This is a genomic window from Arthrobacter sp. NPDC058130, from assembly GCF_042884475.1.
Classification (GTDB): domain Bacteria; phylum Actinomycetota; class Actinomycetes; order Actinomycetales; family Micrococcaceae; genus Arthrobacter.
Genome location: NZ_JBHVTV010000001.1, coordinates 421,702 through 436,650, shown reverse-complemented (window position 1 = coordinate 436,650; position 14,949 = coordinate 421,702). Strand labels below are relative to the sequence as shown.

Annotated in this window: 14 protein-coding genes; 4 read left to right on the top strand and 10 right to left on the bottom strand. The window is 68.3% G+C overall.

Features of this window, described 5'->3' with window-relative positions; genetic code table 11:
- Positions 1–148: 148 nt before the first annotated feature.
- The 4 genes from hpt to dacB form a co-directional block, all read right to left on the bottom strand.
- Positions 149–700, bottom strand: coding sequence for a hypoxanthine phosphoribosyltransferase (hpt, locus tag ACFVTM_RS02050; RefSeq protein WP_390201670.1), 552 nt, complete (start codon positions 698–700; stop codon positions 149–151).
- Positions 701–730: 30 nt separating this feature from the next.
- Positions 731–1,768: a tRNA lysidine(34) synthetase TilS gene (gene tilS, locus ACFVTM_RS02045; RefSeq protein WP_390202093.1), complete on the bottom strand. Its 1,038-nt coding sequence runs from the start codon at positions 1,766–1,768 to the stop codon at positions 731–733.
- Positions 1,769–1,866: 98 nt separating this feature from the next.
- On the bottom strand, positions 1,867–3,006 hold the full coding sequence (locus tag ACFVTM_RS02040) for a zinc-dependent metalloprotease (protein WP_390201669.1): 1,140 nt from the start codon (positions 3,004–3,006) through the stop codon (positions 1,867–1,869).
- A 142-nt stretch (positions 3,007–3,148) separates the two neighbouring features.
- On the bottom strand, positions 3,149–4,678 hold the full coding sequence (gene dacB / locus ACFVTM_RS02035) for a D-alanyl-D-alanine carboxypeptidase/D-alanyl-D-alanine-endopeptidase (protein WP_390201668.1): 1,530 nt from the start codon (positions 4,676–4,678) through the stop codon (positions 3,149–3,151).
- A gap of 141 nt (positions 4,679–4,819) precedes the next feature.
- Between dacB and ACFVTM_RS02030 the strand changes: the two genes are divergently transcribed.
- Positions 4,820–5,311: an inorganic diphosphatase gene (locus ACFVTM_RS02030; RefSeq protein WP_390201667.1), complete on the top strand. Its 492-nt coding sequence runs from the start codon at positions 4,820–4,822 to the stop codon at positions 5,309–5,311.
- A gap of 155 nt (positions 5,312–5,466) precedes the next feature.
- Positions 5,467–6,219, top strand: a complete 753-nt coding sequence (locus tag ACFVTM_RS02025) for a DUF429 domain-containing protein (RefSeq protein WP_390202092.1) — start codon at positions 5,467–5,469, stop codon at positions 6,217–6,219.
- Positions 6,220–6,231: 12 nt separating this feature from the next.
- Here ACFVTM_RS02025 and ACFVTM_RS02020 read toward each other — a convergent pair whose 3' ends face one another.
- Entirely contained in the window at positions 6,232–8,688 is a 2,457-nt protein-coding gene (locus ACFVTM_RS02020) for a phosphoketolase (RefSeq protein WP_390202091.1), read from the bottom strand.
- 176 nt (positions 8,689–8,864) lie between these two features.
- Here ACFVTM_RS02020 and ACFVTM_RS02015 point away from each other — a divergent pair, with 176 nt between their 5' ends.
- Complete coding sequence (locus ACFVTM_RS02015) at positions 8,865–9,464, top strand: hypothetical protein (RefSeq protein ID WP_390201666.1); 600 nt, start codon at positions 8,865–8,867, stop codon at positions 9,462–9,464.
- Positions 9,465–9,506: 42 nt separating this feature from the next.
- Here the strand turns inward: ACFVTM_RS02015 and ACFVTM_RS02010 are convergent, their stop codons facing one another.
- Both ACFVTM_RS02010 and serS read right to left on the bottom strand, forming a co-directional pair.
- Complete coding sequence (locus ACFVTM_RS02010; RefSeq protein WP_390201665.1) at positions 9,507–10,427, bottom strand: HAD family hydrolase; 921 nt, start codon at positions 10,425–10,427, stop codon at positions 9,507–9,509.
- Between the two features lie 146 nt (positions 10,428–10,573).
- Positions 10,574–11,854, bottom strand: a complete 1,281-nt coding sequence (gene serS, locus ACFVTM_RS02005) for a serine--tRNA ligase (protein WP_390201664.1) — start codon at positions 11,852–11,854, stop codon at positions 10,574–10,576.
- A gap of 78 nt (positions 11,855–11,932) precedes the next feature.
- On the opposite strand from serS, the gene ACFVTM_RS02000 reads away from it, so the two are divergent.
- Positions 11,933–12,997 carry a diacylglycerol/lipid kinase family protein gene (locus ACFVTM_RS02000; protein WP_390201663.1) on the top strand — a complete coding sequence of 355 codons (1,065 nt, stop codon included), beginning with the start codon at positions 11,933–11,935 and terminating at the stop codon, positions 12,995–12,997.
- Positions 12,998–13,020: 23 nt separating this feature from the next.
- Here the strand turns inward: ACFVTM_RS02000 and ACFVTM_RS01995 are convergent, their stop codons facing one another.
- From ACFVTM_RS01995 to ACFVTM_RS01985, 3 genes are all read right to left on the bottom strand, one after another.
- The gene (locus ACFVTM_RS01995; protein ID WP_390201662.1) at positions 13,021–13,242 is read right to left on the bottom strand and encodes a hypothetical protein; all 222 of its coding nucleotides are present in this window, start codon (positions 13,240–13,242) and stop codon (positions 13,021–13,023) included.
- Positions 13,243–13,336: 94 nt separating this feature from the next.
- Entirely contained in the window at positions 13,337–14,320 is a 984-nt protein-coding gene (gene pheA / locus ACFVTM_RS01990) for a prephenate dehydratase (RefSeq protein ID WP_390201661.1), read from the bottom strand.
- Between the two features lie 18 nt (positions 14,321–14,338).
- Positions 14,339–14,665 carry a rhodanese-like domain-containing protein gene (locus ACFVTM_RS01985; protein WP_390201660.1) on the bottom strand — a complete coding sequence of 109 codons (327 nt, stop codon included), beginning with the start codon at positions 14,663–14,665 and terminating at the stop codon, positions 14,339–14,341.
- Between the last annotated feature and the right edge of the window lie 284 nt (positions 14,666–14,949).

The window sequence follows — 14,949 nt, the reverse complement described above, 5'->3', positions numbered from 1 at the left end:
CTGCGCGCGTGTGGTGCTGCGTCAGGTTCTAGCTATACACCGTCGCACTAACTCACGCACGGTGCAGGGCAAAAGTTCCCTGTGGGCGTAGCGGAGCCAGGCCTTCCGCCGCCCGGGTCCCGGGCGCGGGTGCCTCTGCGTGAACGATCTACTCGTAGACGTGCGGGGCAAGGGTGCCGACGAAGTCCAGGTTGCGGTACTTCTCGGCATAGTCCAGACCGTAGCCCACGACGAACTCGTTGGGGATGTCGTAGCCGACATACTTGACGTCGATCTTGACCTTGGCGGCCGTCGGCTTGCGGAAAGCGGTGCAGATTTCCACTGAAGCGGTGCCGCGGGATTCCAGGTTCGTCTTGAGCCAGGAGAGCGTGAGGCCGGAGTCGATGATGTCCTCGACGATCAGGACGTCCTTGCCCATGAGGTCGGTGTCGAGGTCCTTCAGGATGCGGACCACGCCGGAGGACTGGGTGCCGGAGCCGTACGAGGAGACGGCCATCCAGTCCATGGAAACGTGGCTGTGCAGTGCACGGGCCAGGTCTGCCATGACCATGACGGCGCCCTTGAGGACGCCGACGATCAGGAGGTCGCGGCCCTCGTAGTCCTTGTCGATCTGCGCCGCGAGTTCGGTGATCCGTTGCTGGATCTGTTCCTTGGTGTAGAGAACGTGTTTGAGGTCTGCCTGGACGTCGGTTGAATCCACCAATGGCTCCTGTGTAGATGCGGGGTGCGACTAATTTCGGGGCGGCCGTTGAGGCCGGAATACAAGCTTCCCACAGCGGGCGGCTTCGCGGGGAACACCGGCGGCGGCGGACGGCCCCGCAGCAAGGAGCTGCGCGAGCGAGAGCCGGTAGACGCTGACCCCGCCGGGGAGCTCCACCGGGCCGGCCGATCCCTGCCGGCGCAGCAGCGCTTCGGCGGCGAGCAGGCGCTGGTAGCTGGGCTGTTGACCTCCGACGGCGGCGGCTGCCTTGGCGATCACCCGGAACCTCACGGCCGGGGCCAGGTCCCGCAGCGCGGCCTCCGGAAGACTGAGCTCCTCACCGGTCTGCTCCCGCAGCGTCTCGAAGGTGCCGTTCGCCACGTCCTCCAGATAGTCGGCGTCGAGCTGCAGGATCGCGGCCGTGCGGGCCAGGGATTCGGCGACGCCGGGGCCGAGTTTGTCCTCCAGCAGGGGCAGCACTTCAACCCTCGTCCGGGAGCGCGCGAACGCGGGATCCGTGTTGGACGGGTCGTGCCAGGGTTCCAGCCCCTCGACGCGGCAGATCTCCAGGGTGTCCGCCCGCCGCAGGCCCAGGAACGGGCGCAGCAGCCGCCCCCGGGAGGGCCGCATCCCGGCCAGGGACCGGGTGCCCGAGCCGCGCGCAAGGCCAAGGAGCACCTGCTCTGCCTGGTCATCGAGCGTGTGGCCGAGCAGGATCGCTTCCGCACCGGCCTCGTCGGCGGCGGCCTCCAGGGCCGCGTGGCGGGCGTCCCGGGCGGCAGCCTCGGGGCCGATGCCGGTGGAGGCGACATCGACAGTCCTGATCTGCACGGGCGAGAGTCCGAGGTCTTCGAGGGCCCGGGCGGTGAGTGCGGCGACCCCGGCCGAGCCAGGCTGCAGCTGATGGTCCACGACGACGGCACCAACGGATACGGGGTGGCCGTCCACATGGCCGCGGCGGGCGAAATAGGCGGCGACGGCGGCGAGGGCCAGCGAGTCCGGGCCGCCGCTGCAGGCGACCAGGACGCGTTCCGGGTAGCCGGCCGCGGCAAGGATGTCCTGCAGCATTTTCCGGGCCGTGCCGACCACCGGTGCGAGGCGGCCGGGCCGGCGTCGTCCGCTGGAAAGCGACGTCGAACCAACACCGTTGCGGGTGGTCATGGCGGCTAGAGGCCCATCCGGTCGAGCCAGAGCTTCGAGTCGTGGATCTCGGCTTCGCTGGGGAGGTGGCCGGCGGACTCCCAGACTTTGTTGAAGCCTGACATGCCGGCGGCGTCCACCGCTTCGCGGACGAACTTGGCGCCGTCACTGTACTGGCGCATCTTGGCGTCGAGGCCGAGCAGGTTGCGGATGAATTTCTCGATCATGCCGCGGTCCTGGCCGCGGGCGTTGAACCGCTGCCGGATGGTCTTCACGGAGGGGACGATGCTGGCGTCCACGGCGTCCATGACCACATTGGCGTGGCCCTCGAGCAGGCTCATGAGGGCGGTGAGGCGGGACAGGGCCGCCTTTTCCTCCGGGTTCTGGAGCAGGTCCAGGATTGCGCCCCGTCCCGGCGCGGCGCCTGGCGCCGCCCGGTCCTTCAGCGACTTCGCCGCCGCGGAGGCCCGTTCCATCAGGGAATCGACGTTGCCCAGCAGCAGCCCGCTGAGGTTTTCGATCTCCTGCAGCATGTGGTGCCGCAGCCAGGGGGCGGCGGCGAACTGCACCCGGTGGGTCTGTTCGTGGAGGCAGACCCAGAGCCGGAAGTCCTCGGGATCGACCTTCAGTTCCCGTTCCACGGCGATGATGTTCGGCGCGACGAGCAGCAGGCGGCCGGAGGCGGGTGCGGTGGAGTTTTCGGCCAGCGCGGAGAAGGGATCGTATTGGCCCAGGACTTTGCTGGAAAGGAAGGCCAGGATGGCGCCGAGCTGGCTGCCGGTGATGGCAGCGCTGACGCTGGTGGCGCCGGGGCTCAGGGCCCCGCGGCCCTCCAGCAGCTTTTCCATGGCTGGCTTGAGCATTACGGCGAAGCTCTGGGTATTGGCCTTGGCCCATGAGGCCCTGTCCACCACGAGGACCTCGGAGTCGCGCAGGTCCCGGGCGGCGTCAAGGCCGGTGATGTCATGCACGTGCGGCACCGAAAGGTCCGCCATGAGCCGCAGGTTTTCGACCGCGGCGCCGATCTCGGCGGCGCCCAGGACGGGGCCGGCGGGCGTCAGGCGGGCCGCCGTTGCCGCGGCAAGCTCCCAGTTGATGAGCCCCTGGGCCTGGACCGTTTTTTCTGTTGACGGATCGTGTGATGTCTCGCGTGCAGAGGACTCCATGGGATCCATCAGATCACAGGGGCCGGACAATCCGCCTTAATTTTCGCTGAGCGGCGAACCGGCGGGACCCCGCTCGTTCGCGGGCGTGCGCGGGCCGGGTGTGGCCAGGCGCGGGCCCGGCCCCAAGCGGGCCCGCGGCCCGTCAGCGGCAGCCGCAGCCGGCGAGGACGGCGGCTGAGCGGTCCAGCGCGGCCTTATTCGCGGCGCCGGGGGTCAATCCGTTCCCGACGAAGGAGAAGACCAGCAGGCGGCCGTCGGCGTCGACGACGGAACCGCTGAGCGCAATGACCGTATTCAGTGTGCCCGTCTTGGCGCGGACCAGCCCGGCGCCCGCGGCCGAGGCCTCATCCGTGTACCGGCCCCCCAGGGTGCCGGTGAGCCCGGCGACCGGGAATCCGGAGAGGGCGGCGCGCAGCCGGGTGTCAGTCCCCGAGGTCATGGCCCGGACAACATCCGTGAGCTGCCGGGCCGAGACCCGGTTGGCCAGGGCCAGTCCGGAGACGTCCGCGGCCCGGAGGGCATCCGTGGGAATGCCCATGCCCTGGACCTGCTGCAGCACGGCGGCAATGGCGTCTTCGCCGCTGCCGGCCCGGCCGTCGCCGAGGGCTGTCATTCGCCCCAGGACTTCGGCGAGGTAGTTGTCCGAGGTCTGCAGCATGAGGTCCACCTGCTGGCCCACCGTGGCGGACTGGACCTCGGCCAGGACCTTGGCAGGCGCGCTGCCTTTCCCGGGGTCACTGCCTTTTCCGGGGTCACTGTCCGCAGCGTCGCCGGGCTGGATCCGGGCGACCCCGGGGGCCACGGACAGCCCCGCGGCTGCCGCAGCCGTCGTGAGCCGGGCGGCGAAGGCCTCGGCGGCAGTCATGGCGGCGTCCTGGGGGCGGGGTCCGGTGGTCTTGGCGGGATCAAACCTGGCCGAGTTCAGTGCCAGCGGGAACAGCGGGGCCATCTCCCCGGCGGCGACGTCCTCGGGGCTCCACGCCTGGTTGAGCGACGGGCCACTGAACAGGGAGTCATCCAGCAGGACGCTCACGGTGCCGGTAGCGCCGTCGGCCTGGAGGGCATCGACCGTGGCCTCGGCGAGCGTGGCGAGCCCCGCGCGGCCCAGAACGGCCCCGGGGGCGGATTCGCCGGCGCCCAGGAGGACGTCGCCCCCGCCGGTCAGGACCACCGAGCCTGGCGTGGGCCCTGCCACCACCCGGGTGCTGAAGCGGCGGTCCGGGCCCAGGACGCGCAGGGCCGCGCCGGCTGTGAGGAGCTTCATGTTCGACGCCGGAATGCGGGCCTCGTCGGCGGAGCGCTCAAAGAGTACTTGTCCCGTGGCGGCGTCCTGGACGATCCCCGTGAAGGTGCCGGCGCCGTCGGGCTTAAGGGTCTCGTTGAGCCGCGCCGCGAGGGCGGCGCCGGCAGGGACGGGCGCGGCGTCGCTGAGGGGCCGGATTCCGTCCGCATCGCTTCCGGGTTCGCTCAGCGTGGCGGGGATCTGCTGCCAGGCCGGCGTTGATGCAGAGGCGCCCGGAGGCTTGTCCGGGCCGAGGAATGCCGGGGCGATGGCGATCCCGGCAGGCAGGGCCACCGCCACCACCAGGACGGTCTGGAGCAGCGGCACGAGGATCCCGCGAAGCCTGCCCGGCGCCGTGTCGGTGCCCGGGCGGCTGGTTGTCGGTGTCATGCTGCTGCTGGTCCTTAGTCCTGAAATGTCCCCACTAGTTCCTGAAACCAGCGCCTCTCGCTATATCCTCAATAGTAGTCGGCGGCACCGACAGCCCTTTAGCGCGTGCCGCGCACCCCTGAATTCGTCGAGGAGCATTCCATGAAGCATGACGTGACCATCGAGATCCCCAAGGGATCGCGCGTCAAGTACGAAGTCGACCACGAGACCGGCCGCGTCCGCCTGGACCGCGTCCTGTTCACGTCGATGCAGTACCCCACCCACTACGGTTTCTTCGAGAACACCCTGGGTGAAGACGGAGACCCGCTGGACGCGCTGGTGCTCCTGCAGGACTTCGACCTCTACCCCGGCGTGATCGTCGAGTCCCGCCCGATCGGCGTCTTCAACATGACCGACGACGGCGGCGGCGACGCCAAGGTCCTCTGCGTCCCGACCGACGCCCGGTTCGACCACATCAAAGAGATCAGCGATGTCAGCGAATTCCTGATCAAGGAAATCGAGCACTTCTTTACCCGCTACAAGGACCTGGAGCCGGGCAAGTGGGTCAAGGCCGAGGGCTGGGGCGACCGCGCCGCCGCCGAGGCCGAGCTGGAAGCGTCCATCAAGCGCTACGTGCCCTCGGCAGGACACTAACCCACCCACCGTCACCGGCGGGAAGGTGCTTCGACGGCGGGTGCGGGTTTCGGAAGAACCCGCACCCGTCGTCGTCGTTTAACCGGTGAAGCGTCCGGGATCTGTGTAATCGTGGGCTCATGAACGCCGAAACTGCCGTTGATCCGCGGATTCCGATGAGGACGCTCGGCGTCGATCTTGCCGCCGCGGCCGCCAAGACGGCAGTGGCGGTCCTGGAGTGGGCCGGCGGGTCGGCCCGGCTGGAGCACCTGGCGCTCGGCGTGGAAGACCAGGAAATCGTGGACCTGTTCGGCTCCAGCGGCATGACCGGCGTCGACTGCCCCGTGGGCTGGCCGGACGCGTTTCTTCCTTTCATCGCCGGGCACTTGAACTTCGAGGCCCATCCCGTGCTGGACCATGACGGGATCGAGGGCCGCCGGCTGCTGGCCTACCGGGACACGGACCGTTTCGTCACCGGCCAGACCGGCCTGATCCCCCTCAGCGTCTCCGCTGACCGGCTGGCCCACCCGGCCATGCGGTGCGCCGTCATCCAAGCGAAGATCGCCCGGGAGTACGGGCCGCAGGCCAGGGACGGCAGCGGCCGGCTCGCCGAGGTCTACCCGGCGGCGTCGCTGAAACTGTGGGGTCTTAGTACCCGCGGCTACAAGGGGCGCGGCGCAGCTGAATCGGAGCGGCTGGGAGCGGCCCTGGGCACGCTGTCCGCCGCCGCACCGTGGCTGGATTTGGCCGGACACCAGGGCCAGCTGGCCGCCTCCGACGACATGTTCGACGCCCTCATCGCTTCGCTGACCGCGCGGGCGGTCGCCCTGGGCTGGACGTTGCGCCCCGATGGCCGGCACGCCCGGGCTGCGCTGAGCGAGGGTTGGATCCACCTGCCCCGGTGCGGGCTGGAGGAGCTCGCCGGCTAGCCATGGCCGCGGTTACTTGCCCCGCAGCGGCCAGTCCCTGATCTCCGCCGGGTCCTCGCCGTACTCCCGGGTATGGTCCCGGGCGCGCATGCGGCTGTCCTGCAGGGACTGGCGCAGCAACGAGTGCTTCTCAGCCAGCCCGGGGACGCGGTCGATCGCGTCGATTGCCAGCTGGAAGCGGTCGATCCCGTTGAGCATGGCCATGTCGAACGGCGTGGTGGTGGTGCCTTCCTCCTTGTAGCCGCGCACATGCAGGCCCTCCTGGTTGGTGCGGCGGTGCGTCAGCCGGTGGATCAGCGCGGGATAGCCGTGGTAGGCGAAGATCACCGGCTTGTCTGCCGTGAAGATTCCATCAAAGTCCCGGGACGTGAGCCCGTGCGGATGCTCGCTGGCGTCCTGGAGCCGCATGAGGTCCACCACGTTGACCACCCGCACCCGCAGGCCGGGTGCGCCCTGCTTCAGGAGTTCCGCGGCGGCAACGGTTTCCACCGTGGGGACATCTCCGGCGCAGGCAAGGACGACGTCGGGCTCCTCGCCGTTGACCTCGGAGCCCGCGAACTCCCAGATGCCCAGGCCCCGGCGGCAGTGGTGCGATGCCTCCGCCGGAGCCAGCCAGGTTGGCGAAGGCTGTTTGCCGCTGACCACGATGTTGACGTAGTCGCGGGACTCCAGGCAATGCTCCATCACGGCCAGCAGGGTGTTGGCGTCCGGCGGCAGGTAGACCCGGATGATCTCGGCCTTCTTGTTCACGGCGTGGTCGATGAAGCCCGGGTCCTGGTGCGAAAAGCCGTTGTGGTCCTGCTGCCACACGTGGGAGGACAACAGGTAGTTCAGGGAGGCCACGGGCTGGCGCCAGGCCAGTTGCCGGTGCACCTTGAGCCATTTGGCGTGCTGGTTGAACATCGAATCGACAATGTGGATGAACGCCTCATAGCAGTTGAACACCCCGTGCCGGCCGGTCAGCAGGTACCCCTCCAGCCAGCCCTGGCAGAGGTGTTCGCTGAGGACCTCCATCACCCGGCCGGCGCGGGCAATGTGCTCATCCAGCGGATCAATCCGGTACTGCCAGACCTTGTCGGTTGCCTCGTAGACGTCCTGCAGCCGGTTCGATGCCGTCTCATCCGGGCCGAAGAGCCTGAACGTGTCCGGGTTGGCGGCAATAACGTCCCGCATCCAGGCGCCCAGCGTGATCATGGGGCTGATCCGTTCGACGCCGGGTTCGCCGACGTCGACGGCGTGCCGGCGGTAGTCCGGCAGCGTCAGCGGACGCAGTAGGAGCCCGCCGTTGGCATGGGGAGTGGCACTCATCCGCAGGTGACCGGCTGGGGCGTTTCCCGCCGTCTCCGGCAACAGGCGGCCTTGGCGGTCGAAGAGTTCCTCCGGCCGGTAGGACTCGAGCCACTGCTGCAGCTGGTTCAGGTGGTCCGGGTTGGTGCGGACCTCGCCGAGCGGGACCTGGTGGCTGCGCCAGGTGCCCTCCACCTGCTCCCCGTCCACCTTCTTCGGGCCGGTCCAGCCCTTGGGTGAACGCAGCACGATCATCGGCCACCGCGGGGCGCCCTGCGTGCCGCCTTCCTGAGCGGTGCCGTCCTGTGCGGTGCCGTCCTGTGCGGTATCGCCGCCGCGGTGCTGCTGCTGGATGGTCCGGATTTCGGCCAGGCAGGCGTCCAGCGCGGCCGCGAAATCCCGGTGGGCCGCGGCTGTGTCCGCCGGATCGGCCACCGTGACGAAATGCGGCACATGGCCGTAGCCACGCAGCAGCTGTTCCAGCTGGGCCTCGGGCATCCGGGCCAGAATCGTGGGGTTCGCGATCTTGTAGCCGTTCAGGTGCAGGATGGGCAGCACCGCGCCGTCGGCCGCCGGGTCCACGAAGTTGTGCGAATGCCAACTCGCGGCCAATGGGCCGGTCTCGGCCTCGCCGTCACCGATGACGACGGCGGTGATCAGCTCCGGGTTATCAAAGACGGACCCGTAGGCGTGCGCGAGGGAATAGCCGAGCTCACCGCCCTCGCTGATGGAGCCGGGTGTCTCCGGGGCGGCGTGGCTCGGAATGCCGCCAGGGTAGGAGAACTGCCGGAACAGCTCTGCCAGGCCGGCCTCATCATCTCCGACGTGGCGGTAAATCTCGGAATAGGTGCCTTCGAGCCAGGCGTTGGCCACGACTGCGGGGCCGCCATGGCCGGGTCCGGCGATGAATAGCATCTGCTGGCCGTCCCGGCGGATCGCCCGGTTCAGGTGGGCATAGACAAAATTCAGTCCGGGCGTGGTTCCCCAGTGGCCCAGGAGCCGGGATTTGGTGTGTTCAGCGCGGAGGGGCTCGCGCAGCAACGGGTTGGAGCGGAGATAGATTTGCCCCACTGAGACGTAGTTCGCCGCACGCCACCAGCGGTCCACGTGGTCCAGTGCCTCTCTGTCCAGGACCGGGCTGTCCAGGTCCCGGCTGCCCAGGTCCCGGCTGCCGGGCCGCATATCGGTCCGGGTGGTTCGCTTCACGTCACGGCTCACGGTAGTCCTCGCTTCGCTTGGTGCTGCCTCGGCACATCTGGTCCATCGCAACACGTCCGGCGGGCGGGGCACAACCTCGGCCCGCGGACGCCCGCCGGCAACTTGCCCCCCAAGGGCCACCGGGTAGTGTGTCATCCAGAATGTTCACGCTGACCATCAATCAAACCGACAGCCGGCGCGACGGCGACCGCGTGCCGCAGCTCCTCAAGGACCTGCGGCACATTCCGGCGCGCCTCGACTTCGACCGTTCCGTGGAGGACGAAGTCCAAGGCATCCTTGACTGTCCGCACCAGGCGGTGGAGGCGGCCATGATCGCCCTGCGCAGCGGCGCCTGGTACGTGGGCATTGGCGTGGGACCGGTCAACGAACCCCTGCCGAACCAGATCAAGGACGCCTCCGGGCACGGGCTGATCTACGCCCGGCGCGCCGTGGATCGCCTCCGCAACGGCAAGGACCGGGTCCGCGTGGCCGTGGAGGGCCCGCTGGCCGATCTCGCGGCAGAGGCCGAGGCCGTCCTGCGCCTCCTGGGCCACATTGTGCACGACCGGAGCCAGGCGGAATGGCGGGTGCTGGACCTGCTCACCCCGGGCGTGCGCGGTCAGCAGAAAGCGGTGGCCGAAGAGCTCGGGATCACCACGCAGGCCGTGAGCAAAGCCGTGGCCCGGTCCCAGTGGAACGAAGAGCACGCGGCCCGCCCCGCTGCGGCGCGGCTCCTGAGCCTCATCCTCGACGTCCGCTAGCCGGACGGTCCCTCACGGGAACCGCCCGTCCGTCCCCGGCGGCTAGAGCAGGCTGCGGAGCACGTGCGCGGCGCCGTCGTCGTAGACCGACTTCGTCACTTCGTCCGCGGCGGCAATCACTTCCACGGGGGCCTGGCCCATGGCCACGCCGCGGCGTGCCCAGGTCAGCATCTCGATGTCGTTGCGGCCGTCGCCGACGGCGATAGTGCGCTGGGTGTCGATGCTGAGCCGGTCGCGGAGGTGCTCCAGCGCGCTGGCCTTCGTGACGCCGGCCGCGGCAATGTCCAGCCACGCCGTCCAGCCCACCGAATACGTCACGCCGGCCAGACCGATGTGGCGGATCGCGGCGTTGAACTCTTCGGGCGTGTTCTCCGAGCTGAAGACCACCACGCGAACGGCGGTTGCCTCCAGCATGGTGTGGAAGTCGACACCCACCGCTTCGACGCCGAAGCTGGCGTCCTGGAAGCGCTCCGTGGACAGGAAATTGCCGTCTGCGTCCTCGAGGGCGTACTTGGCAGTGGGCAGCCGTTTGCGCAGGGCCCGAAGCACGGGTCCCGGGTCAAACGTTGTCTTGTGGAGGACTTCGTAACCGTCCGGCAGCCCTGAGTCGATGCGGAGGATCACGCCGCCGTTGGAGCACACGGCGTAACCGGTGTCGATCCCGATGTGCTCGATGACGGGCAACGTGGCATTGAGGGAGCGGCCGGTGGCGATCATTACGTGGTGGCCTGCGGCCACTACGGCCTGGGCGGCCTCGCGGACAGGAACCGACATGTGCCCGTCGTGGTCCACAAGGGTGCCATCGACGTCCAGGGCGATCAGCAGCTTGCCACCGGCGCCGTTCCGGGTGCTTTTGTCCCGGACGGTCCTGGTCTCGGCTGCCGTGTTCTGGGTTGTCATGTTCTGGTGTGTGGTGCGCCGGTCATCGTTGCCGGCGACTGAGGATTCAGTCATGGTTGTCATCTCACAAGTAGAGCAGACACCCCCGACGGCCGCTAGGACACACGCCACAGCAGCGTGTGAACTTGCGGTAAACACCCACAGCCTGTCCACAGTGTGAGTATTTACCGGCGGCCACCGGGGGCCTGGCTGGTGGTTCTGGTGGGCGGTTACAGGACGGGGAGGACCGTCATGCCGCCGAGGTACTTCTGCAGCGCGGCGGGGACGTTGACGGACCCATCGGGGTTCTGGTGGTGCTCCAGGATGGCAACGATCCAGCGGGTGGTGGCCAGTGTGCCGTTGAGCGTGGCCACGGCCCGGGTGCCCTTGGGCGCACCGTCCTCGTTGAAAACCCGTTCGCGGATGTTCAGGCGCCGCGCCTGGAACGTGGTGCAGTTGGACGTGGAGGTCAGCTCCCGGTAGGCGCCCTGGGTGGGGACCCAGGCCTCGCAGTCGAACTTCCGGGCCGCTGAATTGCCCAGGTCCCCGGCCGCGGTGTCTATGACCCGGTACGGCAGCTCGCACTTGGCCAGCATCTCCTCTTCCCACGCCAAGAGGCGGGCGTGCTCGGCGGCCGCCTCCTCAACCGTGGTGTAGATGAACATCTCCACCTTGTTGAACTGGTGGACCCGGATGATGCCGCGGGTGTCCTTGCCGTGCGATCCGGCCTCGCGGCGGTAACAGGAGCTCTGGCCGGCGTAGCGGACCGGACCGCCCGAAAGGTCCAGGATCTCGTCGGCGTGGTAGCCGGCAAGGGGCACCTCGGAGGTGCCCACAAGGTAGAGGTCGTCTTCGGCGAGACGGTAGATCTCGGCGTCGTGCTTGACGTCAAAGCCGGTGCCCTGCATGGTTTCCGGGCGGACCAGGGTGGGCGTGATCATGGGGACGAACCCGGCGTCGATCGCCTGTTCCATCGCCATCTGGAGGAGCGCCATTTCCAGGCGGGCGCCGACGCCGCGCAGGAAGTAGAAGCGGGAGCCGGAAACCTTGGCCCCGCGTTCCATATCGATAGCCCCGATCAGCTCACCGATTTCCAGGTGGTCCTTGGGCTCGAAGTCGGGAAATTCGCGCGGTGCGCCCACCGTCTTGACGACGATGTAGTCGTCCTCGCCGCCGGCCGGGACGCCGTCCTCGATCAGGTTGGGGATGCTCCGGAGCAGTTCTTCGTGGGCGCTCTGGGCAAGATCCGCCTCGGCAGATGCGGCCTTGACGGAGGCAGCGAGTACCTTCACCTCTGCGAGGAGGGCCTGCTTTTCCTCGCCCTTGGCCTGCGCTACCTTCTTTCCGAAGAGGTTCTGTTCGGCCCGGAGGTTCTCGAACCGGATCAGCGCCGCGCGCCTGGCCGAGTCCGCAGTGATGATCGCGTCCACCGCGGATTCGTCGGCGCCGCGGGCGCGCTGGCTGGCACGGAACTTGTCCGGATTTTCGCTGAGGTCTTTTACGTCGATCACCAGACAAGAGTATCCAATCCGGTCACCGTTCCCGGGCAACCTGAAGCGGGGGCGCTGGCGGGATACTGTTGGATCACAATGCGCGACTGGCTGCTATACCTCGTCATCGCTGGGGTCCTGGCGATTGCCGTCTCCAGCTGGTGGGGAGTGCGCCGGTTGAAGGCCAAGCACACCCGCCGGGCCGTGTGGGAGGAAACCCACAGCCCGGGCCTGGGCCATCAGAGGGTTGCCGTGGTCCTGAATCCCATCAAGGCCAGGTCGGCCGAGGCCCGGGGCCTGATTGAAGCCGCGTGCGCCAAGGCAGGCTGGCAGCCGCCCCGCATCTTTGAAACCACCGCTGAGGACCCCGGCTTCTCGCAGGCGCGGGCGGCGGTGGACTACGGAGCCGACGTCGTCCTGGCCTGCGGCGGCGACGGTACCGTGCGCGTGGTGGCCGAGGTCCTCGCCGGGACGGACACCGCCATGGGCCTGATCCCGCTGGGCACGGGCAACCTCCTGGCCCGCAATGTGCATCTGGAGGTGGGCGACCTCCCCGGCAACGTGCAGGCCGCCTTGTTCGGGCACCAGCGGTTCATCGACACGGCACGGCTCACCCTGGAGAATTCACGCACCGGAGAATCGGCGCAACACACGTTCCTGGTGATCGCGGGCATCGGCATGGACGCCGAAGTGGTCAATGATACGAACGACGACCTGAAGAAGGCGGTGGGCTGGCTCGCGTACACCGAAGCCGGCGCCCGGCATCTGCTGGGGCGGCGCAAGAAGGTGTCCATAGCCCTGGATGACCAGCCTGAGCAGTCCCGGAATATCCGCAGCGTCCTGTTCGCGAATTGCGGCCTGATCCCGGGGGGAATCGACTTCATCCCGCAGGCGATGATCGATGACGGGATGCTCGACATCGTGGTGATGAGCCCGCGCAGTGCAATCGGCTGGCTGGCCATGTACACAAAGATTGTTCTGAAGCACAAGAAGGAACTGCCGGTCATGACGTACTACCGGTCTGGCAAGATCACCATCCGGTGCCCCGAACCTATGCCCACCCAGGTCGACGGCGATCCTTCCGGTGAGGCCACGAAGGTCACCGTCCAGGTGGCCCCGGGATCCCTACTGGTCCGGGTCAAGGACGGCACCGAAGTCGACTAGGCCGACGCAGGCCGGAGCGGCAACTAGGCGCTGGCGGCCTTCTTTGCCTCTTCGGCCTTCTTCGCTTCCGCGGCAGCCTTGGCGGCCCGGGCTTCGGACTGCTCCCGGATCATCGCCTGTTCTTCTTCGAAGCGCAGGCGGTCCGCGCGGTCGGCGTCGTCGCCGTCCCAGTCCTGGTTGTCAGCTGTCGGCTTGGGATTGACGATCATTCCCTGGCCGTCGTTGTCTGTGCTGGTGCCTGACATGACCCGCTCCCTCCGTTAGGGGACTTCCCCAATATGGATCAGGCAAGCATACGCACAGTTGGGAGGGGGTGGAAGGGCGCCGGATGGCATTTGCCTACGCTCTGGGCGAAGCCCCCGGTGTATATTCCGCCTCGGCAGATGCTCCACCCAGTATGTCTTTCACCCACGCATGCGCGGAGCGGAATGCCTGGTCCGAGGTATGCGGCGCAACGCTGGTCCGGGTGCCGTCGGCACGCTGGTAGGACCCGAGGAAGCGCGTGGCCGGGCTGATCCGGTGGAGGCCGGCAAGCGCGTCGGCCACCCGGGCGTCAGCCACATGGCCGTCGGCATCGATGCTGAAGAAGTAGTGGCCCAGATACTGCCCGGTCGGCCGGGATTCGATCCGGCTCAGGTTCACGCCGCGGGTGGCGAACTGGTCCAGGATCTCCATCAAGGCACCCGGCCGGTCCTCGGGCAGCGGCACCACCACGGTGGTCTTGTCCGCGCCGGTGCGGTCCGGCAGTTGCCCCGGGCGGCCCACAAGCACGAACCGGGTCACCGCGCCGGGGTTATCGCCGATATTTTCAGCCAGCACGGCCAGCCCCGGCTGCTCGTCGGCCACGATCGGGGCGCAGATCGCGGCGTCGTAGTGCGCGCCGTCGCCGTCCAGCAGGCCCATGGCGGCCGCGGCGGTGGACGACCCCGGAATGTATTCCGCGTGGGGAATATTAGCCTCGACCCAGAGCCTGCACTGGGCCCAGGCGTGGCCGTGGGTGGAGACGCGCCGGATGTCCCCGATCGCCACGCCCGGCCTGGCCACAAGGACGAAGCTGATGGGCACCAGGGCCTCCCGGAGGATCCTGAGTTCCTGGCCGGTGGCGATGGCGTCCAAGGTGGCCGTCACGCCGCCTTCGACGGAGTTTTCAATCGGCACCATGGCCGCATCGGCCGAGCCGTCCCGCACCTTGTCCAGCGCCGTGTTCACATTCGATGACGGGATGCGGATGGCGTCCGCCGCGTCCGGGACTTGCATCAGGGCCGCCTCGGTGAAGGTGCCCTCGGGTCCGAGGAATGTGTAGGTGAGGGCACGTGCGGGCATCAGTTCTTCCTTCTTCAGTTACAGGACGACCGGTTTGAGGCCGTTGTCGGAGACCAGCGGCATGCCGGTCTCGACCCACTGGTCCATGCCGCCGGCCACATTCACGGCGGAATACCCCATTCCGACCAGCCACTGGGTGGCCCGGTAGGAGCGGCCGCCGGTGCGGCAAATGACATAGACGTCCTCGTCCGGATCAAGCTCCTCGATCCGGGCCGGCAGCTGGTCCATGGGAATGTGCAGGGCGCCCTCGGCGTGTCCCGCGGCCCATTCATAGTCCTCGCGGACGTCCACGATCTTGGCACCATCGGGGATGCCAGACACGCTTACGCTCTGGAAATCGCTCATGTTCAGCCTTTCCGCAGAATTCAAGCTCCGATCCCAGCGTATCCCCCGCCGCTGGCCGCGCGCCCCCGCTGGCGGCACGTTACGCTTCTGGGGACCGCAAAGGAGACTCATGGCTGCCGAACACCCCGCGGAGCGGCCCGTCCGCGGCCCCCGCCCCGGGACATGCCCTCGCCTCGCTGCGGGCGCTGGACATGATGCCAAGGTGTCCTCCCGCAGGTCCCAAAAATGGGCATGTCCCCCGGGCAAGGAACCCGCACGGCCCCGCGAACGGCTGGAGTCCCGCT

Coding starts and splice junctions, on each gene's coding strand:
- tilS (WP_390202093.1), bottom strand. CDS start 1,768: ATGCTGCAGGACATCCTTGCCGCGGCCGGCTACCCGGAACGCGTCCTG.
- ACFVTM_RS02040 (WP_390201669.1), bottom strand. CDS start 3,006: ATGGAGTCCTCTGCACGCGAGACATCACACGATCCGTCAACAGAAAAA.
- dacB (WP_390201668.1), bottom strand. CDS start 4,678: ATGACACCGACAACCAGCCGCCCGGGCACCGACACGGCGCCGGGCAGG.
- ACFVTM_RS02030 (WP_390201667.1), top strand. CDS start 4,820: ATGAAGCATGACGTGACCATCGAGATCCCCAAGGGATCGCGCGTCAAG.
- ACFVTM_RS02025 (WP_390202092.1), top strand. CDS start 5,467: ATGAGGACGCTCGGCGTCGATCTTGCCGCCGCGGCCGCCAAGACGGCA.
- ACFVTM_RS02020 (WP_390202091.1), bottom strand. CDS start 8,688: ATGCGGCCCGGCAGCCGGGACCTGGGCAGCCGGGACCTGGACAGCCCG.
- ACFVTM_RS02015 (WP_390201666.1), top strand. CDS start 8,865: ATGTTCACGCTGACCATCAATCAAACCGACAGCCGGCGCGACGGCGAC.
- ACFVTM_RS02010 (WP_390201665.1), bottom strand. CDS start 10,427: ATGACAACCATGACTGAATCCTCAGTCGCCGGCAACGATGACCGGCGC.
- ACFVTM_RS02000 (WP_390201663.1), top strand. CDS start 11,933: ATGCGCGACTGGCTGCTATACCTCGTCATCGCTGGGGTCCTGGCGATT.
- ACFVTM_RS01995 (WP_390201662.1), bottom strand. CDS start 13,242: ATGTCAGGCACCAGCACAGACAACGACGGCCAGGGAATGATCGTCAAT.
- pheA (WP_390201661.1), bottom strand. CDS start 14,320: ATGCCCGCACGTGCCCTCACCTACACATTCCTCGGACCCGAGGGCACC.
- ACFVTM_RS01985 (WP_390201660.1), bottom strand. CDS start 14,665: ATGAGCGATTTCCAGAGCGTAAGCGTGTCTGGCATCCCCGATGGTGCC.